A 26,995-nucleotide genomic window follows, 5' to 3' on the forward strand; every position below is an offset into this window, starting at 1 on the left:
TGTTTAAAAATACTACAAATGAGAAAAAATCTGTATCCAATTTGGCCAAGAACTTTAACCCCTTAAACAAATTTTAAACTTTTAAACAAAATTTTACTTTGCCCAATCATTAATCCAATTACTCATTGTTTTACACCATTCTTCACCATCGTTTAAACAAGGAACAGCTAGAAATTCTTCTCCACCATTTTCTTCAAATTCTTCTTTGGCACGCATCGCTATTTCTTCTAATGTCTCTAAGCAATCAGCTACGAAAGCAGGAGTAACAACGGCTAGTTTTTTTATTCCTTTTGCTGGCATTTTGTTGATTTCAACGTCCGTATAAGGTTCTAACCACTTATCTCCTGCTAGACGAGATTGAAAAGTTACGCTGTATTTTTCTTTTGGAATTCCTAAAGCCGCCGTAACTAATTTTGTGGTTTCATAACATTGATGACGATAGCAAAACTCATGAGCTGGTGACGGTGTATTACAGCACGATCCGTCTATTTTGCAATGGGATTTGGTCACATCGGTTTTACGAATGTGCCTTTCAGGCAAACCATGATATGAAAACACCAAGTGATCGTATTCAAAATTATCTAAATGACTCTTCATCAAATCTGCTAGATTTTGGATGTAATCCGGTTTGTTATAAAATGCCGGAACAGAGCTGAATTTCATGTTTGGAAAATGCTTTTTACGCACTTCCTCTGCTTTTTCTAAAACTGTCACTGTCGATGACATAGCATGATGCGGATACAACGGAAAAAGCAACACTTCAGTAACTCCTTTGTCTGCCAATTCTTTTAACCCTTGGTAAATTGTAGGATTACCATAACGCATGGCTAAGGCTACGGGAATTTGAACTTGTGGTTTTACTTTTTCAAACATTCGTTTAGAAAGCACAATCAAAGGCGAACCTTCTTCCCACCAAATCTTGCTGTATGCTTCAGCCGAATCTTCTGGACGTTTTCTTAAAATAATACCACGAACTAATAACGCACGCAGTAAAAACGGAACGTCAATAACGTATTTATCCATCAAAAATTCGTCTAAATACGGTTTTACATCTTTTGGGGTGGGACTCTCAGGTGAGCCTAAATTGATAAGTAATGTGCCTTTCATAAAATATTTTTTTCATCATTTCCATTCCGAAGCATGTGGAATTTTGTCGCAAAAGTAATTCAACCCCGTGGAGTAAAAAGTACAATTAACTATTTTTTATTTATTGTTTCATTATAAAAATCAATGTGGGATTAAGTCGTAGGATTAATGGACATCAAATATTTTTTGGGAGTGGTACCAAATTTTTTCTTAAATGCCGCAATAAAATGACTTCCAGTACTATACCCTATTTTCAACCCTACCTCATTGACGTTATAGGAACCGCTATCGAGCAATTTTCGAGCAAAATCCATTTTGTAATCAAATAAAAAACCATAAACAGTATCTCCATAAATTTGTTTGAAACCCATCTTGAGTTTTTTTAAATTTAGTCCTACTTGATCTGCTAATTCTTGTAATCCTGGTGGTTCTGCCATATTGGAAAGAATTATCTCTTTGGCCTTACGTATTTTGAGCACATTGTCTTCATCTGTCAAAAACGGACATTGTTCTGCATTAGGGTCTTCGGTGCGGTTAAAATACAAACTCAATAATTCGTATCCCTTACCTTTATAATACAAATTTTTAATGGAAGGATGTAAATTGTAATGAAACAATTGACTCAATACAATTGCCATTGATGGACTAATATTGCCTTCATTATAGTATTTTTTATTTTTATTTTCATCATTCAAAAAAGTAATATAATCGGCCTCAGCTGAAAATAACGCATGAAATTTTTTGATAGAAATGATAAGTGAAATTGCCCAAGAATTAGGTGCCAATTCTAGATTCAAAGGCAATTCTTTTTGAGGATTGTACAATAGCAAAGATTTCTCTTCTTTTAAATCTAAGAGGTAATTCCCTTGATTAAAAATTAATTTCGCACTGCCTTTTAGCCCAAAATGAAACTGAATCAATCCATTACTTACCTCACGTTGTGCATAAAAAGGTTCCGAACCATCATTTTGAAAGCGTATTAATATAAAATCGTCTTCAATCTTTATAATTTCTTGCGAACCCATAGCGACATTTTTTTAATTAGATGATGATAAAAATCAGTTTTTGTTATTTAGAATAACTCTAAACAAACCCGTTGCGAGGAGTTAATTTCACTGCAAAAATAGTATATTTTAAACAAAACAAGGGGTTTACTGTTAAAAAAACACATAGCGATACAAAAAGAACTTCTAGCGTTACTTTTATCAATACTATAATAATAATTTTGTTGCACTTTCTTTGAAAAGGCAATTTATGGAAAAAAATCTAACATCGAAACACCATTATTTTTACGCAGTAGGACTAAGCTATAAAAAAGCGGACGCCGAGACTAGAGGTAAATTTAGTTTAGATGCAATAGCCAAAACCCAATTGTTAGAGCAAGCTAAAGCCGACGGAATCGAAAGTCTCGTAGTTACTTCTACTTGTAATCGTACCGAAATATATGGTTTTGCTGAACACCCTTTTCAGTTAATCAAATTGATCTGCGAATACAGTCAAGGCAGTGTGGAGGAATTTCAACGAGTGGGTTTTGTTTACAAAAATCAAGAGGCCGTAAATCATATTTTCAGAGTAGGAACTGGATTGGACAGTCAAATTTTAGGAGATTTTGAAATAATTTCTCAAATCAAAACCAGTTTTATCCATTCCAAAGCATTGGGACTAGTCAATGCATTTATGGAAAGACTCGTAAATGCCGTGATTCAAGCCAGTAAAAAAATCAAAACCGATACCGAAATTTCTTCCGGAGCTACCTCAGTTTCTTTTGCCTCAGTGCAATACATTTTGAAAAATGTAGAAGATATTTCTAATAAAAACATCTTGCTTTTTGGGACAGGAAAAATTGGGCGTAACACTTGTGAAAACTTGGTAAAACACACCAAAAACGAGCATATTACACTAATCAACCGAACCAAAGACAAGGCAGAGAAATTAGCAGGCAAATTGAATTTGATTGTAAAAGATTATTCTGAATTACACTTAGAATTACAAAAAGCCGATGTATTGGTTGTAGCCACTGGCGCTCAAAATCCTACGGTAGATAAAGCCATTTTAAACTTAAAGAAACCTTTATTGATTTTGGATTTATCCATTCCAAAAAATGTGAACGAAGATGTAGAAGAGATTGAAGGAGTCACTTTAATTCACATGGATTACCTTTCGGAATTGACCGATGAAACATTGGAAAACAGAAAAAAACACATCCCAGAAGCAGAAGCAATAATCGAAGAAATAAAAGAAGAATTCATCACTTGGACCAAAGGACGAAAATTTGCGCCTACTATCAATGCATTGAAAGCCAAATTGAATGACATCAAAAAAGCCGAGCTGAACTTTCAAAGTAAAAAAATAGCCGATTTCAACGAAGAACAAGCCGAAATCATTAGTGCTAGAATCATTCAAAAAATCACTACCCATTTTGCCAACCATTTGAAAGATGAAAACACAATGGTAGATGAAAGTATCCAATGGATAGAAAGAGTATTCAAAATTGAAGCTGCGGTTAAATAACCATTATTCAAATTAAACCATTAAGAAATTAAGTTTCATTAAGTAAACAGAACAAATCTGTATTCTATTTATATAAATTAAGTTACAAATTCACGAATGAGTTTAAAATCTTCGATAAGAAATAAAAGAAGTATAATTCGCGAATTCGTGGCTGAAAATTTAATAAAAGTAATGTCTTAGTGGTTAGAAAAAAATAAATGTTTAAAAACATTTGCAAAAAATAAAAATGGCAGAAAAAACAATACGAATAGGTACTCGAGATAGTGAATTAGCGTTATGGCAAGCCCATACGGTTCAAAAAAAACTAAAAGATTTAGGGTATAAAACCGAAATCGTAGCCGTAAAATCACAAGGAGACATCATTCTTGACAAACCATTATACGAATTAGGAATTACAGGGATTTTTACCAAAACATTGGACATTGCTATGATAAATGGCGAGGTTGATATTGCAGTACATTCTATGAAAGATGTCCCCACTGCTTTACCAACAGGGATTGTTCAAGCGGCAGTGCTGGAAAGAGCCAACACCCTAGATATTTTAGTACACAAAGGAAATCTAGATTTTTTAGAAACTACAGGAACCATCGCTACTGGAAGTTTGCGTCGCCAAGCGCAATGGTTGCATAAATATCCTAATCATACGGTAGTGGATTTGCGCGGCAATGTCAATACCCGAATGCAAAAATTGCAAGACAACGACTGGAACGGAGCTGTTTTTGCTGCTGCAGGATTAGAACGAATCAACCTAAAACCTAGCGATTATATCGACTTAGACTGGATGATTCCAGCACCCGCTCAAGGGGCTATGCTTGTTGTGGCCATGGGAGAAGACCATTTCACCCTCGATGCACTGTCACAATTAAACGATATCGAAACAGAAATTTGTACCTATATTGAACGCCAGTTTTTACGAACACTAGAAGGGGGCTGTACCGCTCCTATTGGCGCTTTGGCAAAATACAATGAAGAGGAGGATACCATTCACTTTGATGGCGTTTTGTTTTCATTGGATGGGAAAGAAAAAATCGAAATCAATAAAGTAGTCGATATTTCCGAATGGAAAAAATTAGGGTTCTATGCGGCTAAAGAAATTTTAGACAATGGTGGAGCGGAATTAATGGCGGAAATTAAAAGCAAATTAAAGAAATAATGAGCCAGATCAGCATACTAGCTACCAAAACATTATCTGCAGAGCAAAGACAAGTATTTTTGGATGCTGATTTTGATTTATTGGAACAAGATTTTATCGAAATAAAAAACAACCTTTTTGAACTGAATTCTATCAATAACAACTTGATTTTTAGTAGTCAAAATGCGGTTTTGAGTTTGATGGAACAAAAGGGTTGGGAAGTTCTAAAAACAAAATCTGTTTTTTGTGTTGGAATTAAAACCAAAGAGTTATTAGAACAAAACGGTTTTACAGTGGTCGCCTACATGGACTACGCTTCAGAATTGGCCGAAATTATTACCTTAATATATAATAAAGAGAGCTACACTTTTTTTAGCGGCAATTTGCGTAAGGAAACATTGCCACAAGCTTTGAAAAGCGCTGGTGTCACTTTTAACGAAATTGAAGTGTATGAAACCAAGCTGGCTCCTTTCAAGATATCAGCCCAAGAAAATTTTGACGGAATTATGTTCTTCAGTCCTTCGGCAGTGGAAAGTTATTTGACCAACAACAAAATCAAAAAGGAAGTGTGCTTTTGTATAGGAACAACCACAGCTTCAGCATTAGAAGCAAAGAAAATTAAAAACATTGTAATTCCTGAAATCCCGACCATTGAAGAGGTGATTTTAGAAGTTATAGAATATTATAAACCGGAAAATAGCTAGCAATCAGCTAAAAAATTAAAACATGATCAAGAACGACCTATTTTTAAGAGCTTTAAAAGGAGAAACTGTACAACGTCCACCGGTGTGGATGATGCGTCAAGCAGGTAGGTATTTACCAGAATTTCGCGAGTTACGTGACAAATATGATTTTTTTACGCGTTGTGAAACACCAGAATTAGCGGCTGAAATCACCGTACAACCTATCCGTCGTATTGCTCCAGACGCTGCTATTTTATTCTCAGATATTTTGGTAGTACCAAGAGCTATGGGAATTCACGTAGAATTGAAAGACAATTTGGGTCCCATTATCCCAAATCCTATTCGTACTATGGAGCAAGTCAATCAAGTATTTGTACCCAATATCGAAGAAACGCTAGGCTATGTAATGGATGCCATAAAATTGACCAAAGAAATGTTGAACGACGAAGTGCCTTTGATAGGTTTTGCAGGTTCACCTTGGACGATTTTCTGTTATGCAGTGGAAGGAAAAGGTTCCAAAAGTTTTGATACTGCCAAAGGATTTTGTTTTTCAAACCCAGTAGCAGCGCATACTTTATTGCAAAAAATCACCGACACCACTATTTTATACCTTAAAGAAAAAGTAAAAGCAGGTGTGAATGCCGTTCAAATTTTTGATTCATGGGGTGGCATGTTATCCCCTACAGATTATCAAGAATTCTCATGGAAATATATTAACCAAATCGTAGAAGCTTTGGCAGAGGTAACGCCTGTGATTGTTTTTGGAAAAGGATGTTGGTTTGCGTTGAACGAAATGGGAAAAAGCAAGGCTTCGGCTCTTGGGGTAGATTGGACTTGTACTGCCAGAAATGCGCGCTATTTGTCAGGTGGTAACATCACTTTACAAGGGAATTTTGACCCTTCAAGACTGTTGTCGCCAATTCCAACCATCAAGAAAATGGTTCACGAAATGATTGACGAATTCGGGAAAGACAAATACATCGTAAACCTAGGTCACGGAATCTTACCAAACATTCCTGTGGATCATGCGAAAGCGTTTATTGATGCTGTTAAGGAGTACGGGCATTAGACAGTGTTCAGGAATTAGTGTTCAGCCTCGCCATATAACTTGCAAAAGTTTATAAATTCCGTAGGAACGACACATATTGTAGCAACGGATTTTAATCCGTTGACGATTAGATAAACAACAATGAAAGAACAATTTTACACATATATACAAACCCTCCAAGACCAAATCTGTGCTGGATTAGAAAAGATAGATGGTCTTGCAAAATTCCGTGAGGATATTTGGGAACGTCCAGAAGGTGGAGGCGGAAGAACCCGAGTGATTGAAAACGGTGCTGTTTTCGAAAAAGGAGGCGTTAATATCTCAGCAGTTCATGGAAAATTGCCTGATACGATGCAAAAGATGTTCAATGTAGGCGAAGCCGATTTTTTTGCCTGCGGACTAAGTTTGGTTATCCACCCCAAAAATCCCATGGTGCCTACAGTGCATGCCAACTGGCGTTATTTTGAAATGTATGCTTCGGCAGAGCTCAGCACAAGTTCGGCAGAGCTCAGTACAGGTTCGACTTCGCTAGGGACAGGTTCAAGAAAAATTATTAACCAATGGTTTGGTGGCGGACAGGATTTAACACCTTATTATTTATTTGAAGAAGATGCTATCCATTTTCATCAAACTTGTAAAACCGCTTGTGATAAACATGATCCAGAATTTTACCCGAATTATAAAAAGAAATGCGACGCCTATTTCTGGAATGCCCATCGCAATGAGGCTAGAGGTATTGGCGGATTGTTTTTTGATTATCTAAAAGCAACTCCCGATATGGCAATGGAAGATTGGTACAATTTTGTGACAGAAGTTGGAAACAGTTTCTTAGATGCGTATTTGCCAATAGTGGAAAGAAGAAAAGATTTGCCTTATACAGCAGCCAACCGTACTTGGCAGGAAATTCGTAGAGGTCGTTATGTTGAGTTCAACTTAGTTCACGACAAAGGCACTTTATTTGGTCTAAAAACCAATGGTAGAATCGAGAGTATTTTGATGTCGTTACCACCACATGTGCAATGGGTGTACGATCATCATCCCGAAGTAGGAAGCGAAGAAGAGAAATTAATACAAGTTCTTGAGAAACCTATTGATTGGATAGCTTCGTAGAAGCAACAGATTTATAGCAAAGGAAAATGTTTTTTTAATTGAGCTCCGTAGGAGCGGTATATTTATAGCGACATATTTATAGAAAAAATATTCCGTTCCATCTAGCTCCGTAGGAGCGGCATATTTATAGCGACATATTTATAGATATATTTATAGATATGTTTATAGATATGTTTATCGCATATTATTGTAATATTTAGTATGGCAAACACCTATTCTCAAATTTATATTCATATTGTTTTTGCTGTAAAAGGCAGACAAAATTTGATTTCTAATAATTGGAAAGATGAATTATATAAATACATCACGGGAATCACTACAAATGAAAATCAAAAATTAATTGCTATTAACGGAATGCCTGATCATCTTCATATTTTGATTGGATTAAAGCCTGATAAATCATTGTCTGATTTGGTTAGAAGTATAAAAGCAAATTCTTCTCGTTTTATAAATGAGAAAAAATGGATTAATGGTAAATTTGAATGGCAGACTGGTTTTGGTGCATTCTCATATAACCACTCTCAATTAACAAATGTGATTCGATATATTCAAAATCAAGAAGAGCATCATAAAAAGAGAACATTCAAAGAAGAATATGTTGATTTTTTAAAGGCATTTGATATCGATTATAATAATCTATATCTATTTGATGATGTTTAAAAATATAAAGATGTCACCCCTACGGGGTTCATATCTAATATAAATAACAAATTACTATAAATATAACGCTCCTATGGAGCTTTAAACAAATATACTATGTTCCCAATACACAGAGGTCGTCGTTTGAGAGTAAACGAATCTATAAGAAGTTTAGTTAGAGAAACCACTTTATCACCATCGGATTTTATGTTTCCGATGTTTATTGCTGAAGGCGAAAATGTACAAGTCGAGATTCCATCAATGCCAGGAATCTTTCGTCGTTCGATTGATTTAACGGTAAAAGAAGTTCAGGAATTGTTCGATTTGGGTATTCGTGCCGTAAACATTTATGTAAAAGTAAGCGAAGATTTAAAAGACAATACCGGTAAAGAAGCTTGGAATCCCAATGGTTTGATGCAAAATGCCATCCGTGCTATCAAAGCGGCTTGTCCCGAAATGATTGTAATGCCTGATGTGGCTTTAGACCCCTATTCTATTTACGGTCACGACGGAATTATTGCCAATGGCGATGTCGAAAACGATTCGACTAACGAGGCTTTAGTCAAAATGGCGGTTTCTCATGCTCAGGCGGGAGCCGATTTTGTAGCCCCTTCTGATATGATGGACGGACGTGTATTGCGTTTGCGTCAAGGATTAGATGCGGCAGGTTTTCATAATGTAGGGATTATGAGTTATTCGGCTAAATATGCTTCGGCATTTTACGGTCCTTTCCGTGATGCTTTGGACTCAGCTCCAAAAGTAGAGTCTGGAGCTGAACCTGTCGAAGTGCCTAAAGACAAAAAAACCTACCAAATGGATTATGCCAACCGCATTGAGGCCGTAAAAGAAGCCCTTTGGGATGTGCAAGAAGGAGCTGATATGGTAATGGTAAAACCTGGTATTGCTTATTTGGATATCGTTCGTGAAGTAAAAAACGCGGTTGACGTTCCTGTAACGGTGTATCATGTTTCAGGAGAATATGCCATGATCAAAGCTGCAGCCGAAAAGGGTTGGCTCGAAAATGACAAAATCATGATGGAACAATTGATGTGCATCAAACGAGCAGGTGCAAGTTTAATTTCAACGTATTTTGCTAAAGAGGCGGCTATTTTATTAAACCAATAGCCTGATAATTATCAACATTGGTATTTAGAATAAAAACTAAATTTTAGCCTATAAAATTGTTTTAAAATGAAAAAAATAATACTTCTTATTAGCATCGTATCTCTAGCTATTGCCTGCAAAAAGAAAGAAGCAGAGCCTTTTAAAAAAAAACCTGAACCTGTTTCTGAAGGAATGCAAGCTACTGTGAAAACACCAGAAGAACTTGGTGAATCCATCTTTACAGGAAAAGGAAATTGTACCAGTTGCCACCAAATAGACACAAAAACTATTGGTCCAAGTGTACACGAAATTGCTAAAATTTACAAAGAGCAAAATGGCGATATCGTAAAATTTCTAAAAGGAGAAGGGGAAGCCATCGTGGATCCAAGTCAATTTGAAGTGATGAAAGCCAATTTTGCTATTACAAAGGCATTAAGCGATGAAGAGTTAAAAGGATTAGAAGCCTACATTTACAGTAAATAACTTCCAAATCATTTGTCTTAGTTTCGTTAATACTAAATGCAGCGACAATACTTATCCTTTCTTAATTTTTGTAAAAATTAAGAAAGGATTTTTTTATTAAAAAAATTTATTTTTTACACAACTAAATACTTTTTTTCCTACTTTAGTATTGCCTTTCCAATGACAATCAATTGGAAAGGCAACATTTCATTTCCAAAAACAAATAACATCTTTATTGGAATCTTTCCTTAGATGTCGCTCGCATTTTTAGTTTTTCACCCAACTTTTATCTTATAAGAACCTCACACATACGGTTTAAAATAGATAATTACGACCGTGGTTACTTTTAATAGCAAGCTATAAGGATAAGCTTTCACCTAGCTTATGCATAAAGACCTACCAGCAAGTCACATAGATGAAACGGATTTTTTAAAAATCAAATCATCACAAGCCGTAACCTCTGCACGACATAAAGGAACTAAATCCAAATGCGTAATCTAGGGAATTAAATTATTAATTGTTTTTATAATGCATGTTGCGTATGAGAATACCGCTAATTTATTCTTTCTTGTTTTTTCCGATTGTGTTTCTTTATTCTCAAAACAAAACACTCGTTTCTGGTAAAGTTGTAGATGCCAAAACGGCTCTCCCTATAGCTTCAGTTGTAGTAGGACTTCAAAACACCTCGATGATGCAACTCACAGATGCCTCTGGAGTATTTTCTTTAGAAGTAGAAGCTGCTGGAAACTATTTACTTCAGGTTCACAATCAAGGCTATAAAGATTTATTGTTGACCATTGAAGTAAATAAGAACCAAAATCTATCGTTGGGAATCCTTACAATGGAAGAAGACATGGCCACAGAACAACAAAGCAATACCATTAGGCTGCTAGATGAAGAATTACAAGACGATAGCGGAAGTTTCATCAGCAGTTCCATTTTATTACAATCTACAAAAGATGTTTTTCAGCAAGCGGCGGCATTTAATTGGGGAGCGGCACGATTCAGAATACGAGGTCTTGATACAGAACACGCCGTTACCTTACTCAATGGAGTAAAAATGAATAAAATGTATGATGGCAGACCCCAATGGAGTAACTGGGGCGGACTCAATGATGTTACTCGTAATCAAGAATTAACTATAGGTACGACAGCATCTGATTATAGTTTTGGGGGACTATTAGGAACACAACAAATTCACACCCGAGCTTCGGTTTTTAAAGCTGGTTCCCGAATCACTTTTTCAGCAACAAACACCAATTACAGTTGGAGAACTATTGGCACTTATGCTTCTGGACTGCATTCAAATGGTTGGGCTTATGTCATCTCAGCAGGGAAACGGTGGGCCAATGAAGCTTACTTTGAAGGAACAACCTATGATGCTAACTCCCTTTTTATAGGTATCGAAAAAAAACTCAACGACCAACACGCACTTAATTTCTCTGGATTTTATACACCCAATACCCGAGGTAAAAATTCCCCAAATACCGATGAAGTCAATCAGCTAACTGCTTCAACTTATAATTCCTACTGGGGATATCAAAACGGCAAAAAAAGAAATGCCCGAATAAAAACTATCGAAGAGCCTATCTTGATGTTAAATCATTACTTTACTCTCAACGACCATAGCTCATGGACCACAAGTTTAGTATATCAATTTGGAAAAACAAGCAATAGCAATATTGACTATCAAAATGCGAACAGCCCTGATCCTACTTATTATAGAAAACTTCCAAGTTATTATCTTTCCCTTTATGCTCCTGACCAAGGTGAATATGCTGGTGCATTTATCCCCGACCTACCTAATGCGGAAAAAAACAAAGAAGAATTTTTTGCCAATACTCAAATCAACTGGAACAAGTTATACCTTACCAATCAAAATCCTGTATTGGATAACCAAGGAAAAATAATTCGATATACCCCCGCACAAAGTCATTATGTCGTATATGAAGATTGCTCTTTTGATAAAAGCATCATGGGAAATACTCTTTTTACCACCACAATTAACACCAATGTATCACTACATGCAGGAGCTTCTTTTTCCAAATTAAAATCGCACAATTACCAGCAATTAACCGACTTACTAGGCGGGCTATATTTTGAAGATTTCGATCCTTATTATACTGGTAATGCATCTCAATCGGACTTACATCATCCTAATCGTCAAGTGGTAAAAGGTGATAAATACGGCTACAATTACCTCCTTTGGGCACAAACCATCGAGGCTTTTACTCAATTTAGATTCCAATACCAAAAAGTCGATTTTTACCTAGCGCAGTCTTTTTCAAAAACTCAGTATGAACGAGAGGGCTTGTACAAAAACGGCCTCTATCCGTCAACTTCTTTTGGAAAAAGCACCAAATTAAACTTTGAAAATTTTGGCTTCAAAGGCGGACTAATTTATAAAATTTCGGGGCGTCAATCTGTTACCTTCAATGCAGCTCATAGCACTAAAGCACCAACCCTAAAAAGCAGTTTCCCTAACGCCCGAATAAACAATAGTGTCGTTCAGGAATTGCAAAGTGAAACGAACTCTAGCTTGGATATCAGTTATTACTATCGGGTACCGCAATGGCAAACGCGACTCACGACCTATCATATCTCACAACTGAACGCCACTCAAAATTCCTTTTTCTACGCCGAGGGAATTTTTGATAATGGTGCAGGTTATACCAACACCAATGCCTTTGTGGGACAATCTTTGACCCATTTAAATAAAAGCAATCAGGGGTTGGAATGGAGCTTAGCTTACAACATCTCTACTACTTTCAAAACTAATTTGGCTATAGCTTATGGTCAATACATTTATACTAACAATCCCAATCTAGTCGTAACCAATGACACATGGGCCACAGAGGAAAATCAAAATCCTCGCTTTGATTTTGGTACTACATTGCTCAAAAATTACAAGCAAGCAGGCATGCCACAACAAGCCTATAGTTGGGGATTAGAATACCGAAATCCTAAATATTGGTGGTTGGCAACCAACATTAATTTGCTCGATGGTCGTTATGTAGATTTATCACCCATTGCCCGAACTAGCCGATTTTATACCAATCCCACCAGTGGCTTTCCTTTTCCTGAAGCAACAGAAGAACGAGCCAAAATACTTTTGGAACAAGAAAAATTACCCGCAATAACATTAGTGAATGTTCTCGGAGGAAAATCATGGCACATTCAAAAAAACTATTTAGGCCTATTTATCAGCATCAATAATGTCTTGGACACCCATTACAAAACTGGTGGATTTGAACAAGCTCGTAATGCTAATTTCCGTCAACGCAATCAAGATGTAAGTAGCAACAACCCTTCTTTTGGAAACAAATATTTTCAAGGATACGGCCGTACTTTTTATATGAATCTCACTTTAAGTTTATAACCAAAACTCACCTTATGAAAACCTTTCTTCCTTTCGTAATTGGACTTCTTTTTGTTTTTTCGTCCTGTGTGTCAGATACTCCTCCTGTTCCAGAATTAGTGTGTAACCAGTTGGATTTAACTCCCAACCAAACGGTAGCAACAGTACTCGAAAAAGCAACTTCGGTAGTAACTCAATATGGTTATGATGATATTCTGGAAGCGTATGTTGTATCCTCAGACGAATACGGTAATTTTTTTAAAACCCTTTATTTACAAACCATGCCCACAGCCTCCATACCAGCTATTGGTTTTAGTGTTCCCGTTGATGCCAGCAATTTATATGTCGATTATCGCTTAGGCAACAAAGTATATCTAAAATTAAAAAATCAATATACTGATATCTATTATGGAGGATTGCGTATAGGAGCTATTTATGCCAATGCTTTTAACGAAGCTTCAGTAGGTCGCCTCTCTCAAAATGACTATAAAAGAGTACTTTACCCCTCCTGCACCACACTTCCCGAAGAACAATTAGTACGCACCACAACTATCCCTGAATTGACCAAAGACAATAACCTCAACACGCTGGTGGAATTGAATGAGGTACAATTTGCGGAAGCAGCTATTGGCCGGCGTTATTTTGAAGAATCCAACAATGTAGGCGGTGGGACCAATTGGTATTTAACGGACAAAAATGGCAACCAAATTTATTTAAGAACCAGTAGTTACGCTCGTTTTGCAAATAATTTAGTACCTACTACAAAAGTAAAAATCCGTGGTGTACTAACAAAATTTGGGGCTGATTACCAATTGGTTGTTCGTTCAGAAAAAGATATCGAACCCACCACAGCGCGAGGCATTCCGTTTTTTACCGAAAACTTTCAATCGGTGACCGATAAAAGCAATTTGAGTTTACCTGGATGGACTAATTTGACTCAAGCAGGTTCTTTGTTTTGGAAAGGAGCGGTTTACAATGGAAATGGCTGTGCCGAATTTGCCATCAGTGGTACCAAAGTCAATTCGAATATTGCTTGGTTAATTTCACCAAAAATCGATATGGATAGCTATAAAAATGAAGTACTTACCTTTAGAACCGCACAACACCATTTAGATGTAGATTCCCCATTAAACACATTAGAGGTATATGTTTCGACAAATTTTGACGGATTGGATGTTACCAAAGCCAATTGGACCAAAGTCACCTTTAATGTTCCGCAACAAGCCACACCTTGGTACCAATTCATTGGATCAGGTGGAGTCGATTTGTCGCATTATACAGGCAAAATCAACATTGCTTTTAAATACATTGGCTCGGGCAAAAACACAGCGTTGGATGGCGCCTTCCAAGTAGATGATGTTCAGATATTTGGAGAAAAATAGTTCAAAATTACTATGCCCTTGAAGCTCATCCGTTTGGTTGGCAGACTTAAATTTTGCGGTGTAAAACTTTAGAAACTAAAACGAGATGTATTAAATGCGCATCGTTTTAACTCTATTTATGTTCAAAAAAATTTGAATCCTACAATTGATTAAATGAACTACATTTGCAAAAAAATTATTGCAATGAAAAAGAATCTGAGGAAGGGATTGAAAATAACAGGAATTACAATGGTTAGCTTGTTGTTACTACTGTATATTTTACCAAAGTTATTTCCGGAGTTTATCACCAATCAGATTAAAATTTTTGCTAATGAAAACATCGATGGCGAATTGCATTTTACAGAATCCAATTTGTCTTTCTTTGATCATTTTCCTTCTTTGACCCTAACACTAAACGATTTTACATTAAACGGAGCCGCACCTTTCAAAAAAGACACTTTGATTCATTCCAAAGAAATGGCATTTGGGATTAATATCCCGCGATTAATTTTTAAAAAGGAAGTCAAAATCGACCAAATTTTTGTCTCTGACGCTTTGTTTAATATCAAAGTGAACGAAAAAGGACAAGCTAACTATAGTGTGTACAAACCTAAAAAAACATCCAACGCTACTGATGAAAGTTCAGATACAACTATTAAGCTTGAAAAAATAGACATCAAAAACACCCATTTAGTTTATGATGACCAATCGACTAAAATTTTAATCGATGCACGTGGATTCAATTATTTAGGAAAAGGCGATTTAGAAAAATCCGTTTTTGATTTATTTACCGAAGCCAAAATTGATTCGTTTGATTTCACAATGGCGGGAGAGCCTTATTTGAAAAACAAAAACGTGAATGCGAGTTTGATTACCAAAATCAACACCACTTCATTGGCCTTCGAGTTCAAACAAAACGATTTGAAAATCAACAAGCTCCCCGTAGATTTTAAAGGAACTTTCAATTTTATTAAAGATGGTTATGCGATCGATTTTAAAATAAAATCAACGGATAGCAATTTATATGATTTCTTTACGGCCTTGCCTCCGCAATTTACCCATTGGCTTGAAAAAACAAAGATTGAAGGAAAAACCGATATCTTATTGACTTTAAAAGGGAATTATGTTGAAGCTACCAACAGCAAACCCGACCTCGCTTTCAACATGAAAATCAGAAAAGGAATGGTCGCGTATGACCAAGTACCTGTGCCAGTTACAAATTTGTTTTTAAATTTTGACACCAAACTCCCTTCTTTGGACACCCAACAATTAAACGTAAAAGTAGATTCCATTTTTTTCAATGTGGGCAAAAATTACTTGAATGGAATCGTGGATGTCAAAGGTTTAGAAAAACCTGAAATCGCTGCTCGCATACGTGCTGCTATGGATTTAGAAAAAATGAACCGCGCTTTTGGAATTGCTAGCATTGACTTAAAAGGACTTTTCAATGCTGATATTACTGCCAATGGCGTTTATGATATCGAACAAAAAACATTGCCCAAAACAAAAGGGTCGCTATCGTTGAAAAAGGGCTGGATTAAAATGCCTTATTATCCAAATCCAATTTCGGATATAGATTTGGATATCCAAGTGGACAATCCCACAGGAAAAACCAAAGATGTTTGGGTAAAAATGCACCCTGCTTCGTTTGTATTCGAAGGGAAACCGATGAAAGTAGAAGGTCTTTTTGGAAATTTAGACGACCTGCATTATGATTTGAAAATCAATGGCGAATTGGATTTGGGACGCATCTATAAGGTTTTTTCTCAAAAAGGATTGGATGTAAAAGGATATATCAAAGCTCATTTGGCCTTAAAAGGAACTCAAAGCGATGCCACTCGCGGACGTTATAACAAATTGAATAATAGCGGAACTTTGGTATTAAAAAACATCACCACTCGTTCACAATATTTCCCCAAAGCTTTTGTTATAAATGAAGGTGTTTTTACGTTCAAGCAAGACCAATTGAAATTCAATAATTTCAAAGCTTCTTATGGAAAATCTGATTTTGTGATGAATGGTTCAATGGGCAATGTGATTAATTTTGTTCTCTCTGACAAGGCGGTTTTAAAAGGGAATTTTTTCCTCAAAAGCCCTCGACTGTACGTGGATGAATTTAGGTTTGCGAGCCCTGAGCCTATTCCTGTTGAGGGAACAGTTGCCCCATCAGCGGCTAGTACAGGAGTTGTGGTGATTCCGCCTAATTTTAATTTTAATTTGAATGCCGCTATCGCAAAAGTGTATTGGCAGGGACTCACTATTTCCAATTTGGCGGGGAATATGAATGTGAACAAAGGAAAAGTAAGCTTAACCAATTCAGGTTTTAACATTATAGGCAGTCCTGTAAAAATGGATATTGTTTATAATAGCGAAACCTTGCAAAGAGCCTTTTTTGATTTTAAAATAAAAGCCGAGGACTTTGATATCAAAAAGGCGTATAACGAAATCGAAATGTTTCGAAATATGGCATCGGCTGCCAAAAGTGCGCAGGGAATTGTATCCTTAGATTATGCCGTCAAAGGAAAGCTAAATCAAGACATGAAACCCGTTTATCCTTCCTTATCCGGCGGTGGGGTACTTTCGGTAAAAGACGTAAAAATGAAAGGATTTAAGATGTTTAATTCGGTTAGTAAATCCACTAATTTCGAAAGCATCAAAGACCCAGATGTGACCAAAGTGGATATCAAAACCACCATTAAAAACAACATCATTACGATTGAACGATTTAAGTTTAAATTTGCAGGTTTCCGACCAAGGATTGAAGGGACTTCCAGTTTTGATGGGCGTTTGAATATCAAAATGCGTTTGGGATTGCCTCCACTGGGAATAATTGGAATTCCACTAACTGTAACTGGCACACAGGAAAAACCAAAAGTAAAACTCGGTAAAAAAACCGAAGACATTGAAGAACAAGAATATATAGAAAACCCAAATTAAATTATGAAAACTCACTCACTGATTGCAGGACTTCTTATCCTTTTTGTGTCCTGCACCAACAATGACCCTATCACGGACTATACCGCACAAAACGATCAAGAAATCAATACTTACATCACCGAAAAACAATTGACCACTATCAAAACCGATTCTGGCTTGTACTATGCCATTACTGAAGAAGGCGACGGCGCACAACCCACTTCTAGTTCGAATGTAACAGTTGCTTACAAAGGAACGTTCATCAATGGAGTGGTATTTGATCAAAGTTCGGCAGCCGGTATTACTTTTAACCTCAAAAATGTTATCAAAGGTTGGACAGAAGGCATCACCTATTTCAAAGAAGGGGGCAAAGGTCTTTTACTAATTCCTTCTCATTTAGCCTACGGCAACAGAAGTTACCTAACTATTCCCGCTGGCTCGGTACTTATTTTCGAAATTCATCTCATTAGTGTAAACTAATCTCCAAAGTTTTTTTTAGAAACAACGCAAACACCCAGTAAAACAAAGAATTAAATTAAAATAGATTATGAAATACCTCGTATTAGCACTCGCCTTAACAGTATCTTTTACATCTTGTAAAAAGAAAGAACAAGAACCAACTCAAGAAACCGCTGTCCTTAGTGATTATACCGCTAAAAATGAACAAGAAATAAAGGACTATTTAGCCAAAAACAATTTGACAGCAACAAAAACCGATTCAGGTTTATACTACATTATTACCGAAGAAGGCACAGGTGCACAACCTACAGCTGAGTCTCAGGTAACAGTAGCCTACAAAGGGTATTTTACTGATGGAAATGTCTTTGATCAAAGTGGTCCTGAAGGAATTAGTTTTGGGTTGCAACAAGTTATTCCTGGGTGGACTGAAGGAATCACCTACTTCAAAGAAGGTGGAAAAGGTGTATTGCTTATTCCTGCACACATTGGATACGGCAACAATACCATGGGAAAAATTCCTGGTGGTTCAGTACTGTTATTTGACATACATTTACTTAAAGTGCAGTAATTTTTTGTATCTTAAGCTCTTCCCACCGAGTCACAACGGTTTCTTACCCTACGCTATTAAGGGATTTAAATCGTTGTGACTCGTTGTAAATTTGCAAAAATTTGATTTGTGATAAATCAAATTGAAATTATTGGTGGGAATTCTACAAAAAGAATAAAATAAATTACAATCATTACTAGCCTGCAAATCATTAAATTTGTGGCTTATTCCATATTATGTTAGAAAAAGAAATAATCAATTTTGAAAAAACAGCCATCGTAGGTATTGTTACGCAAAACCAATCGGAGGATAAACTTAATGAATACCTTGACGAGCTAGAGTTTTTAACTTATACAGCTGGTGGTCAAGTTGTCAAGCGTTTTTCTCAAAAAATGGATAAACCCAATCCTAAAACCTTTGTAGGTACAGGAAAATTGGATGAAATCTTGTTGTATATTAAAGAACATAAAGTTTCGACTTTGATTTTTGACGATGAACTGTCACCGTCTCAACAAAAAAACATTTCCAAACTTATCCCAGATTGTAAAGTACTCGATAGAACCAATCTCATCCTGGATATTTTTGCCCAACGCGCCGAAACATCTTATGCTAGAACACAGGTCGAACTGGCACAATGCCAATATTTGTTGCCACGTCTTTCAGGTATGTGGACACACTTGGAACGCCAAAAAGGGGGAATCGGGATGCGTGGACCTGGAGAAACAGAGATTGAAACTGATAGACGTATTGTACGAGACAGAATCTCTCTTTTGAAAGATAAAATCAAAACCATCGACAAGCAAATGGGAGTGCAGCGAAGCAACCGTGGCGCTATGGTACGAGTAGCTCTTGTGGGTTATACCAATGTAGGAAAATCGACTTTGATGAATGCCGTGGGAAAAAGTGATGTTTTTGTAGAGAACAAACTCTTTGCGACCTTGGATACTACCGTGCGTAAGGTGGTGATTAAAAATCTCCCGTTTTTATTATCGGATACGGTAGGTTTCATCCGAAAATTGCCTACACAATTAGTGGATTCTTTTAAAAGTACCCTAGACGAAGTGCGCGAAGCCGACTTATTATTACACGTTGTAGATATTTCACACCCTGATTTTGAAGACCATATCGCATCAGTGAATCAAACTTTGACTGATATCAAAGCACATGACAAACCTACGATTATGGTATTCAATAAAATCGACGCCTACCGCCATTTGACCATTGACGAAGACGATTTGATGACTGAAAAAACGCCCAAGCATTATACGCTAGACGAATGGAAATCGACTTGGATGAATCGAGTGGGTGAATCTAAAGCGTTGTTTATTTCGGCCACAAATAAAGAAAATTTTGAAGAATTCAGAGAACGTGTTTATGAAGCTGTAAGACAAATTCACATCACACGTTTCCCTTATAATAAGTTCTTATATCCCGATTATAAGGATGCCATTGATAAAGAAGAGGAATAATTCCGCCCAAATTTAAAACCCAAATTCCGCAATAGAAATCTACTCAACTTTATTTTTCAATACTTTCGTTTCCCTACGAAATCTATTGCGGAATTTAGGCTAAAATCTTGGTTGAAAAGCCTTGTCAATTCAAATTTTAACCTTTCTCTTTTTTCAACACCCAAATTAGTTGCGTAATTTGGGTAGTAATAGAAAAAATAACACGTTTAATCGGGTTAATTTAAAAATACTGCCTGTCATTTTATAATGAATCTCTTAACTTTTTGATTGCCTAAAAAGAGGTAACTTTATGGTGTTGTGTTTCCCATAATCTCTCCCAACCAAAATACCGCAATTCATCCTTTCATGATGGTAAACTCCTTACTATCCTGATTCAATTTGCCAATGTGCATCTTATATTATGCTGACTTAGATTACTTCAAACACTAAACTATTTATAATGAAATCTTTAATTGTCATTTTGTTGTTTTTTAGTTTTACCCTAACCTCGTTTTCACAAGAGAAACCAGCATCCGAAGACGGAGCCATGGACATTACCAAATTACCTGAAATCGTAATTAATAAAGCTGAGAAAGATTTCTCTGTTTACATCCATCATCATAATCCCGACCAAAGCGTAAAACGTATTCAGGATAAATTTATAGCCTATGATATTGGAAAAGATTACGAAGGATACGAAGAATACCTGGTGGTGATGGAACTAAAAAAAGGGTCTTTAGCTGCCACTTATAATGAAAATGGAAAATTGACTCGTGTGGTGGAAAATTATAAAAATGTAAGGTTACCCAATAACGTCATTGTTTCGGTTTATAAATCCTATCCTGAGTGGACGATATTGAATGATAAATTAATGTCTGAACAAATAGACGGAGAAATTATTCAAAATCGATACACCTTAAAAATCAAAAAAGGGAAAGAAACAAAGCGACTCGTAGTCAATCCCAATGGAGAAATTTTAAAAGTACTTTAATCTAAAACTCAAAACCCTAAAAATTAAGGTTTTGAGTTTTTTTTAAAATCCATAATTGGCTCCAAGACCAAAAACTTCACGTATTTGAGTTCCTTTGATGGCATTATCATCATAAATAGCTTGCAATGCAATATTAGCCGTTAAGTATTTATTGATTTTCATAACCACATTCATTTGGTAATCAACATCAACATTTTTGGGTTTTTCCAAATAATTAGAATACAGATTCAATCTGTTTTCGACCGAAACGTTAGTCATGATATTGACTTTGTAATAGGCTGAGACACTGGCTCCAAATTCGAAACGGGTCACATCTCCTTGTTGCACCCCAAATGAAGGTCCTAAATCAGTAAAATGTTTGTGAACAATAATGAGTTTGCTGGTGGCTGGCGCAATGTTGACACTTAAATTATCACTTTTTTTCCAAAGCATACCGGGACCTAATTGAAAATAGGCAGGAGAGAAAAAATGCGATAGCAAATCACCTGATTTATTATAACCAACATCCATTTGGGTTTTAAAATTAAAAAAAGCAGAATAGTACCAATTGTTAGACGCTTTTTTACCCCAAAGCGAATTCAGTTCCAATCGGTCATCTGTTTTGGCTGTTACGGGTTCGCCTTTAATTTTACTCAAACCATAGGCCAAAATAAATTTGTTATCCCAAACCACTTCGCCTTTTTTATAATTGAAATCATAATTGAGACCAAAATTTCCAGCAACATTCGATGTACCTCCCCCTAACCATTCTTGATTATAAGCTGATTGATTAAAAAGCAACGAAATGTTTCCTTTTTTAGTCCAAACTTTAGTCGTGTCATTCACTTTTTCTTGGGCTTGGATAGCCAAAGCCAAAAAAGCAAAACAAAGGGTGAATACGCTTTTTTTCATAGTAATAAAGATTTGGTTTTTTGTAAATATAAAAAAAATGCCCCTTACTAAGCGGGAAAAAAACCTAGTAATGGGCCAATTTTTTAAGAAGTTTATAAGATTACTTTTTAAGTGCTTTGTACAAAGGCACTGCTGAGCAGGCTTCTCCATACATTATACTACGTGCGTAAGGCTGTAAATAGTGTGCGGCCAATACATACGCTCGAGTAGGTACTGGTTTCTTAGAACAGCCTTTGATAATCATCGATTTGTTAGTGTACACGGTATAATCAATCTTTGGCAATAACTCTTCATACAAGGAAGCATCCAAATCTGTAAGAGTACCATCTACAATTTTTTTTGCAAAAGGAGCCAACTGTATCGCCACTAAAATAGAAGCCCAAGCCGGTACAATTGCATCGGTGCTACAATGTACCGCCACCAAATGATCTTGATATTGTGACCAATCGTGGTTTTTGAGATTTTCTCTAAACTCTTTTTCTTTTAATAAAAAGCCTTCTAAAAGCCATTGCGAAATATCGATTTGTGTACGAATCCCTTTTGGATAATAATCCTCAAGGTCAAACACTTCGAGTTTGCTCTCCGCAACTTTATTAATTATTTCGTCCATTTTTTTTTATTTAGTGATCAAGTAATCGGTTTTTAAGCGATCAATTGATACTGATGACTTAAAAACGGATCACTGAATACTTTTTATTAAAGCATTCCTAATTCTAATTTAGCCTCTTCACTCATCAAGTCTTTGCTCCATGGTGGGTCAAAAGTGATTTCAACCTCGGCATCTTTGATGTGTTCAATAGCTTTTATTTTTTCTTCCACTTCTCTTGGTAAACTCTCCGCCACAGGACAGTTAGGAGAAGTTAAGGTCATCAGGATTTTCACCTCATAGTCGGTATTAACCATTACATCATAAATCAACCCTAATTCGTAAATATCCACAGGAATCTCAGGATCATAAATTGTTTTCAACTTTTTTACAATCGCTTCTCCTAATTCGTTAGTATCTATTTCTTGTTCCATTTTTATCATTTTTTTGTTTTTTAAACATATAAGTAATTTAAGTTTTTATTCCTCAAACTTAATACTTAGATGTTTTTGTTAGTCATTTAAACTTCTAAAATATTCATTTACTATGGTTTTTTGGCCTTCGTAATAAATATTTTTAACATTAAAATTAATTAATAATCCCATTGGAGCATTCAATAAGTTCATATAAGTTAGTAATTGTGCTTCAAAAAGCGGACTCATTTCAGAAACAGATTTCAATTCTACTACTAATGTGCTTTCTACAAATAAATCGCACCTTAACTTAGACTCTAATTCATATCCTTTGTATTTTAAAGGTATTGCTAATTCAGAGATAAAATTTATTTTTCGTAATTCAAGTTCTTTTTTTAAACATTGATGATACACCGATTCCAATAGGCCTGGGCCTATACTTTTATGAACTTCTATAGCGGCTCCGTTCAACTCATAAACTAAATCTTTCAACCTGCTTTTCGTTATACACATAACAATTAGTTTTTTAATCAACTAAATATAGTTTAAGTTTATTTAAGAAAAAAAACTTACATGGCTTATATGGTTGAAAAAAGTTCTAAAAAATCAAGCCTTAGCATTGAATGCTATCGCATACATCTTGATGTTTTTAATCATCGAGACCAATCCATTGGCTCTTGTTGGTGACAAATGTTCTTTTAATCCTATTTTGTCAATAAAACTCATATCGGCATCTATGATATCGTTTGGTGTTTGATTTGAAAACACTCTAATCAATATAGCAATGATTCCTTTGGTCAATATGGCATCACTATCAGCCGTGAAAACAACTTTATCATCGGCTTGTTCTCCTTGAAGCCACACTTTGGATTGACAGCCTTTGATTAAATTATTGTCGGTTTTGTATTCTTCTTTAATGAGTGGTAATTTTTTACCCAGTTCGATGATGTATTCGTAACGTTCCATCCAGTCATCAAACATCGAAAACTCATCTACTATTTCGTCTTGTATTGCTTTAATTGTCATTGTTTTGTTTTGCAAAAGAATTTATTTTTTCTACTATTTCTTTTATTTGTTCTGGAGGAAATCCATGGTCAAACGAAGCCGATTCATAGATTTTCTCTTTGTATGTAATATTCAGATTCGCTATTGCTGCTCCGTCATAAAATCGTTTTTGTGTAGGTGATTTTAAAGTTTTTAGTTGCTCTAAATCTACTTTTTCAAACAGCTTCACCAAGGCTTTCCAATCCGTATCTGATATTTTTATTTTATTACGCTTTTCGTTTCCTGAACGATCATTACTTACCCAAACTTCCTGATTATTAATGGTTGTCTTTTGATAAAAACCTCTCGAATGAGCAACATATTCAATTACTGCCGTTTTCAAATCTTGATTTGAATGTTCACATCCACTTTTTGAGATAAGAAGACTGAAAAGCAATAGTGAGAGTATTTTCATAATTTATGTTTTACGACAACATCATTTGGGCTTTTTTGACCGCTGCAACCAGACTGTCAATTTCTTCTTTGGTATTGTAAAAAGAAATCGATGCGCGAATAGTTCCCGGAATTCCGTAAAACTGCATGATGGGTTGTGCACAATGATGTCCTGTACGCACTGCAATTCCTAACTTATCGACAATCGAACCAATGTCATACGGATGGATTCCTTCAATATTAAACGATATCACTGATGTTTTATTTTTGGATGTTCCATATATACGCAAACCTTCAATTGCTACTAATTGCTTGGTGGCATATTCCAACAACTCCAATTCTTGTTTTTGAATGTTCTCAAAACCTACAGAATTCATATAATCAATAGCAGTTCCTAAAACGATTCCTCCAGCAATATTAGGCGTTCCCGCTTCAAATTTATGAGGCAAATCAGCATACGTTGTTTTTTCGAAAGAGACTTCCTTAATCATCTCTCCACCTCCTTGATAAGGCGGTAGTTTATTCAACCAAGCTTCTTTTCCGTATAAAATTCCAGTTCCCGTAGGCCCACACATTTTATGACCAGAGAACACATAAAAATCACAATCCAATTCTCGAACATCTGGTTTGATATGCGGTACGGCTTGCGCGCCATCAATCAAAATAGCTGCTCCCACTTCATGCGCTTTTTCAATCATGTATTTCACAGGATTGACTGTTCCTAAGGCATTGGAAATATGATTCACGGTAACGATTTTCGTTTTATCCGATAACAATTTATCGTATTCCGCCATAATCAATTCCCCGTCTTCATTCATCGGAATGACTCTTAGAGTAGCTCCTGTTTTTTCGCAAAGCATTTGCCAAGGCACAATATTACTATGATGCTCCAATGAAGAAACCACTACCTCATCGCCTGGTTTTAAAATAGAAGCAAAACCATTGGCAACCAAATTAATCCCGAAAGTGGTTCCTGAAGTAAACAACACTTCATGGGCATGTTCCGCATTGATGTGGGCTTGTACCTTACCGCGCGCTACTTCATACGCATCAGTAGCCAACTGGCTAAGCGTGTGCACTCCACGATGAATATTGGCATTAATTTCTTGGTAATATTGGGCTATTGCATCAATGACCACCTGAGGTTTTTGAGAAGTAGCTCCGTTATCGAAATATACTAAAGGTTTTCCGTTTACTTTTTGAGAAAGAATAGGAAAATCGGCTCTTATTTTTTGTAAGTCTAACATAATTATTTAGAAAAATTCTAAACACAAAAGTACTAATTCTAAATGGTTTTAATCACCTATTCACGAATTTTTAGGATTTGATTACAATATAGTTTTGGAAAACAATTGAATCATTTAAGTTTCTCTACTTATCTTCAAAATTGTTACTGAAAAATAATTAAATTGCAGTAAAATCAACTGAAAATGAAAAGAATACTCCAGTACTCTGCCCTACTTCTCATTCTACTGTTAATTTATTTTGGCTGGAACACCTATCCTAAGTTGGATTTGATTTCTGGCTTTTCTGCCAAAAGTGTTGCTTCGGGACATTTTATTGACCGGCGTCCACTGGAATTGATAGAAGCACAAGACAATGATATAGACTTGGTCGATTTGGCTTCCAATAGTATTAATGAAGTGGGAAAATTTGCCACTGCCTCTGTTTACGGCATCAAAGAACGCAAAGCGATTTATCGCGAAGGTCTTGGGGCAACTTTAATCCATGATGATTTTGATACGAGCCAACCTTATTTAGTTCCCAAACGTTTAAAAGCAACCCCAGGTCTCTATCCTTATGGAGATGAAAAACCTAAAGACACCCTTTTTGAAAACATAGATTATTCAAAATTGAATTCTGCTGTCCAAAATGCATTTGATACGGGGAACCAAAAAATAAAACGTTCTCGGGCGGTTGTAGTCATCTATAAAGACAAAATCATAGCCGAAAAATACGCCAAAGGTTTTAACGAAAAAAGTAAAATATTGGGCTGGTCCATGACCAAAAGCATTACCAGTGCGGTTTTTGGAGTACTGGCACAACAAGGCAAATTCGACATTTACAAACCTGCTCCCATTCCTGAATGGCAAAACGACGAACGAAAAAACATTACCACCAATAATTTACTCCAGATGAATTCGGGATTAGAATGGGTTGAAAACTACAACACCATTTGCGATGCTACCCAAATGCTTTTTCAGGCCGAAGACATGGGCAAGGTACAACTAGAAAAACCCTCAGTTTACAAACCCAACATGCACTGGAACTATTCCTCAGGTACGACCAACTTATTATCTAAAATTTTGCGGAGCCAATTCAAAACCCATCAAGAATACTTGGATTTTTGGTACACTAATCTCATCGACAAAATAGGAATGCACTCGATGCTGATTGAAACCGATATGGCAGGAAATTATATTGGTTCTTCGTATGGCTGGGCGACAGCTCGTGATTGGGGAAAATTTGGTTTGTTGTACTTACACCAAGGCAATTGGAACGGCGAACAGATTCTTTCGCCTAGCTGGGTGCGTTACACTCACACCCCCACTGCAACTTCTAACGGACGCTATGGCGCACAATTCTGGCTCAATGCGGGCGGACATTTTCCTGATGTGCCTCGGGATATGTATTATTGTAGTGGGTTTCAAGGACAGATGGTCGCCATCATTCCGTCAAAAGAATTGGTGATTGTACGAATGGGGCTAAAGGAAGAAAACGGTTTTAATTTTAACCACTTTTTGCAATCGGTTAGTGCTTCGATTCACTAGAAACTGGAACTCAGATAGTAAAAGAATTTACTCCGATGGAGC

General features: G+C 36.1%; 25 protein-coding genes. 16 read left to right on the plus strand and 9 right to left on the minus strand.

The window, feature by feature from the left end; genetic code table 11:
• Positions 1-93: 93 nt before the first annotated feature.
• Together hemH and K5R64_RS03020 are read right to left on the minus strand one after the other, a co-directional pair.
• Positions 94-1,107 carry a ferrochelatase gene (gene hemH / locus K5R64_RS03015; protein ID WP_220760738.1) on the minus strand — a complete coding sequence of 338 codons (1,014 nt, stop codon included), beginning with the start codon at positions 1,105-1,107 and terminating at the stop codon, positions 94-96.
• Between the two features lie 131 nt (positions 1,108-1,238).
• Positions 1,239-2,111 (minus strand): AraC family transcriptional regulator, encoded by an 873-nt coding sequence (locus tag K5R64_RS03020; RefSeq protein WP_220760740.1) that lies wholly within the window; start codon positions 2,109-2,111, stop codon positions 1,239-1,241.
• 229 nt (positions 2,112-2,340) lie between these two features.
• On the opposite strand from K5R64_RS03020, the gene hemA reads away from it, so the two are divergent.
• The 15 genes from hemA (at position 2,341) to K5R64_RS03095 (ending at position 20,855) form a co-directional block, all read left to right on the plus strand.
• Entirely contained in the window at positions 2,341-3,597 is a 1,257-nt protein-coding gene (hemA, locus tag K5R64_RS03025) for a glutamyl-tRNA reductase (RefSeq protein WP_220760742.1), read from the plus strand.
• Between the two features lie 226 nt (positions 3,598-3,823).
• On the plus strand, positions 3,824-4,750 hold the full coding sequence (hemC, locus tag K5R64_RS03030; RefSeq protein ID WP_220760744.1) for a hydroxymethylbilane synthase: 927 nt from the start codon (positions 3,824-3,826) through the stop codon (positions 4,748-4,750).
• Positions 4,750-5,433: a uroporphyrinogen-III synthase gene (locus K5R64_RS03035; RefSeq protein WP_220760745.1), complete on the plus strand. Its 684-nt coding sequence runs from the start codon at positions 4,750-4,752 to the stop codon at positions 5,431-5,433. The genes hemC and K5R64_RS03035 overlap by 1 nt, the downstream gene beginning before the upstream one ends.
• A gap of 22 nt (positions 5,434-5,455) precedes the next feature.
• Positions 5,456-6,481, plus strand: coding sequence for a uroporphyrinogen decarboxylase (gene hemE / locus K5R64_RS03040; protein WP_220760746.1), 1,026 nt, complete (start codon positions 5,456-5,458; stop codon positions 6,479-6,481).
• Positions 6,482-6,601: 120 nt separating this feature from the next.
• A complete protein-coding gene (gene hemF, locus K5R64_RS03045) occupies positions 6,602-7,570 on the plus strand; it encodes an oxygen-dependent coproporphyrinogen oxidase (RefSeq protein ID WP_220760748.1) in 969 nt (322 codons plus the stop codon).
• 201 nt (positions 7,571-7,771) lie between these two features.
• Positions 7,772-8,230, plus strand: coding sequence for an IS200/IS605 family transposase (tnpA, locus tag K5R64_RS03050; RefSeq protein WP_220760751.1), 459 nt, complete (start codon positions 7,772-7,774; stop codon positions 8,228-8,230).
• A 96-nt stretch (positions 8,231-8,326) separates the two neighbouring features.
• A complete protein-coding gene (gene hemB, locus K5R64_RS03055; RefSeq protein ID WP_220760753.1) occupies positions 8,327-9,334 on the plus strand; it encodes a porphobilinogen synthase in 1,008 nt (335 codons plus the stop codon).
• 66 nt (positions 9,335-9,400) lie between these two features.
• On the plus strand, positions 9,401-9,796 hold the full coding sequence (locus K5R64_RS03060; protein ID WP_220760755.1) for a c-type cytochrome: 396 nt from the start codon (positions 9,401-9,403) through the stop codon (positions 9,794-9,796).
• Positions 9,797-10,316: 520 nt separating this feature from the next.
• Complete coding sequence (locus K5R64_RS03065; RefSeq protein WP_220760757.1) at positions 10,317-13,154, plus strand: carboxypeptidase-like regulatory domain-containing protein; 2,838 nt, start codon at positions 10,317-10,319, stop codon at positions 13,152-13,154.
• A gap of 14 nt (positions 13,155-13,168) precedes the next feature.
• Positions 13,169-14,515, plus strand: coding sequence for a DUF5689 domain-containing protein (locus K5R64_RS03070; RefSeq protein ID WP_220760759.1), 1,347 nt, complete (start codon positions 13,169-13,171; stop codon positions 14,513-14,515).
• A gap of 183 nt (positions 14,516-14,698) precedes the next feature.
• Positions 14,699-17,431 (plus strand): AsmA family protein, encoded by a 2,733-nt coding sequence (locus K5R64_RS03075; RefSeq protein ID WP_220760761.1) that lies wholly within the window; start codon positions 14,699-14,701, stop codon positions 17,429-17,431.
• Positions 17,432-17,434: 3 nt separating this feature from the next.
• On the plus strand, positions 17,435-17,890 hold the full coding sequence (locus K5R64_RS03080; RefSeq protein ID WP_220760763.1) for an FKBP-type peptidyl-prolyl cis-trans isomerase: 456 nt from the start codon (positions 17,435-17,437) through the stop codon (positions 17,888-17,890).
• Positions 17,891-17,957: 67 nt separating this feature from the next.
• Complete coding sequence (locus tag K5R64_RS03085; protein ID WP_220760765.1) at positions 17,958-18,437, plus strand: FKBP-type peptidyl-prolyl cis-trans isomerase; 480 nt, start codon at positions 17,958-17,960, stop codon at positions 18,435-18,437.
• Between the two features lie 215 nt (positions 18,438-18,652).
• Positions 18,653-19,885: a GTPase HflX gene (gene hflX, locus K5R64_RS03090; RefSeq protein WP_220760768.1), complete on the plus strand. Its 1,233-nt coding sequence runs from the start codon at positions 18,653-18,655 to the stop codon at positions 19,883-19,885.
• Between the two features lie 439 nt (positions 19,886-20,324).
• Positions 20,325-20,855 (plus strand): hypothetical protein, encoded by a 531-nt coding sequence (locus tag K5R64_RS03095; RefSeq protein ID WP_220760770.1) that lies wholly within the window; start codon positions 20,325-20,327, stop codon positions 20,853-20,855.
• Positions 20,856-20,897: 42 nt separating this feature from the next.
• Here K5R64_RS03095 and K5R64_RS03100 read toward each other — a convergent pair whose 3' ends face one another.
• The 7 genes from K5R64_RS03100 to K5R64_RS03130 form a co-directional block, all read right to left on the minus strand.
• On the minus strand, positions 20,898-21,746 hold the full coding sequence (locus tag K5R64_RS03100; RefSeq protein WP_220760772.1) for a DUF3078 domain-containing protein: 849 nt from the start codon (positions 21,744-21,746) through the stop codon (positions 20,898-20,900).
• 100 nt (positions 21,747-21,846) lie between these two features.
• The gene (locus K5R64_RS03105; protein ID WP_220760774.1) at positions 21,847-22,356 is read right to left on the minus strand and encodes a DUF2480 family protein; all 510 of its coding nucleotides are present in this window, start codon (positions 22,354-22,356) and stop codon (positions 21,847-21,849) included.
• 86 nt (positions 22,357-22,442) lie between these two features.
• Entirely contained in the window at positions 22,443-22,766 is a 324-nt protein-coding gene (locus K5R64_RS03110) for an SUF system Fe-S cluster assembly protein (RefSeq protein ID WP_220760776.1), read from the minus strand.
• Positions 22,767-22,844: 78 nt separating this feature from the next.
• Entirely contained in the window at positions 22,845-23,258 is a 414-nt protein-coding gene (locus tag K5R64_RS03115) for a GxxExxY protein (RefSeq protein WP_220760778.1), read from the minus strand.
• A gap of 93 nt (positions 23,259-23,351) precedes the next feature.
• Positions 23,352-23,771 (minus strand): SufE family protein, encoded by a 420-nt coding sequence (locus tag K5R64_RS03120; protein WP_220760780.1) that lies wholly within the window; start codon positions 23,769-23,771, stop codon positions 23,352-23,354.
• On the minus strand, positions 23,761-24,204 hold the full coding sequence (locus K5R64_RS03125; protein ID WP_220760782.1) for a hypothetical protein: 444 nt from the start codon (positions 24,202-24,204) through the stop codon (positions 23,761-23,763). The genes K5R64_RS03120 and K5R64_RS03125 overlap by 11 nt, the downstream gene beginning before the upstream one ends.
• 10 nt (positions 24,205-24,214) lie before the next feature.
• The gene (locus K5R64_RS03130) at positions 24,215-25,429 is read right to left on the minus strand and encodes an aminotransferase class V-fold PLP-dependent enzyme (protein WP_220760783.1); all 1,215 of its coding nucleotides are present in this window, start codon (positions 25,427-25,429) and stop codon (positions 24,215-24,217) included.
• A 183-nt stretch (positions 25,430-25,612) separates the two neighbouring features.
• Between K5R64_RS03130 and K5R64_RS03135 the strand changes: the two genes are divergently transcribed.
• Positions 25,613-26,953 carry a serine hydrolase gene (locus K5R64_RS03135; RefSeq protein WP_220760785.1) on the plus strand — a complete coding sequence of 447 codons (1,341 nt, stop codon included), beginning with the start codon at positions 25,613-25,615 and terminating at the stop codon, positions 26,951-26,953.
• Positions 26,954-26,995 lie beyond the last annotated feature (42 nt).

Origin of the sequence: Flavobacterium sp. UMI-01 (assembly GCF_019656315.1) — a bacterium.
Lineage (GTDB): Bacteria > Bacteroidota > Bacteroidia > Flavobacteriales > Flavobacteriaceae > Flavobacterium.